Origin of the sequence: Vibrio sp. 10N.261.52.A1 (assembly GCF_002876325.1) — a bacterium.
GTDB classification, from domain to species: Bacteria; Pseudomonadota; Gammaproteobacteria; order Enterobacterales; family Vibrionaceae; genus Vibrio; species Vibrio chagasii.
The window spans coordinates 1-250 of the sequence record NZ_MCYD01000132.1 but is presented as its reverse complement, the minus strand read 5'-3'; the positions used below and the strand labels follow the sequence as shown (position 1 = coordinate 250).

1 protein-coding gene is annotated in these 250 nt (G+C 44.4%); it reads right to left on the bottom strand.

Translation table 11 applies throughout. From position 1 onward, the window contains the following. Window positions 1–113 precede the first annotated feature (113 nt). Window positions 114–250: GreA/GreB family elongation factor (locus tag BCT81_RS01850; protein WP_198596823.1), on the bottom strand; the 137-nt coding region annotated here is incomplete at its 5' end.

The following is a 250-nucleotide window of genomic DNA, read 5'->3' as shown; positions in this document are numbered from 1 at the left end:
GTAGCCGGATTGCTGCGATAGAGACTTAACCCCGCTAGGCGAAAGCCTTGCGGGGTTTTCTTTTATCTGGAGTTTGGGTTTTCTGGATACTCAACACGCCCTCATAAGTTGAGTTATTTGCTGTCTACGTAGCTAATCGAGTTAATGAACCACTCTTTGTCGCCTTCCGGTGTTTTTACCGTAAATTCATCATCCACTTCTTTCTTAAGTAGAGCTCTAGCCATTGGCGAGTCGATAGAGATATAACCTT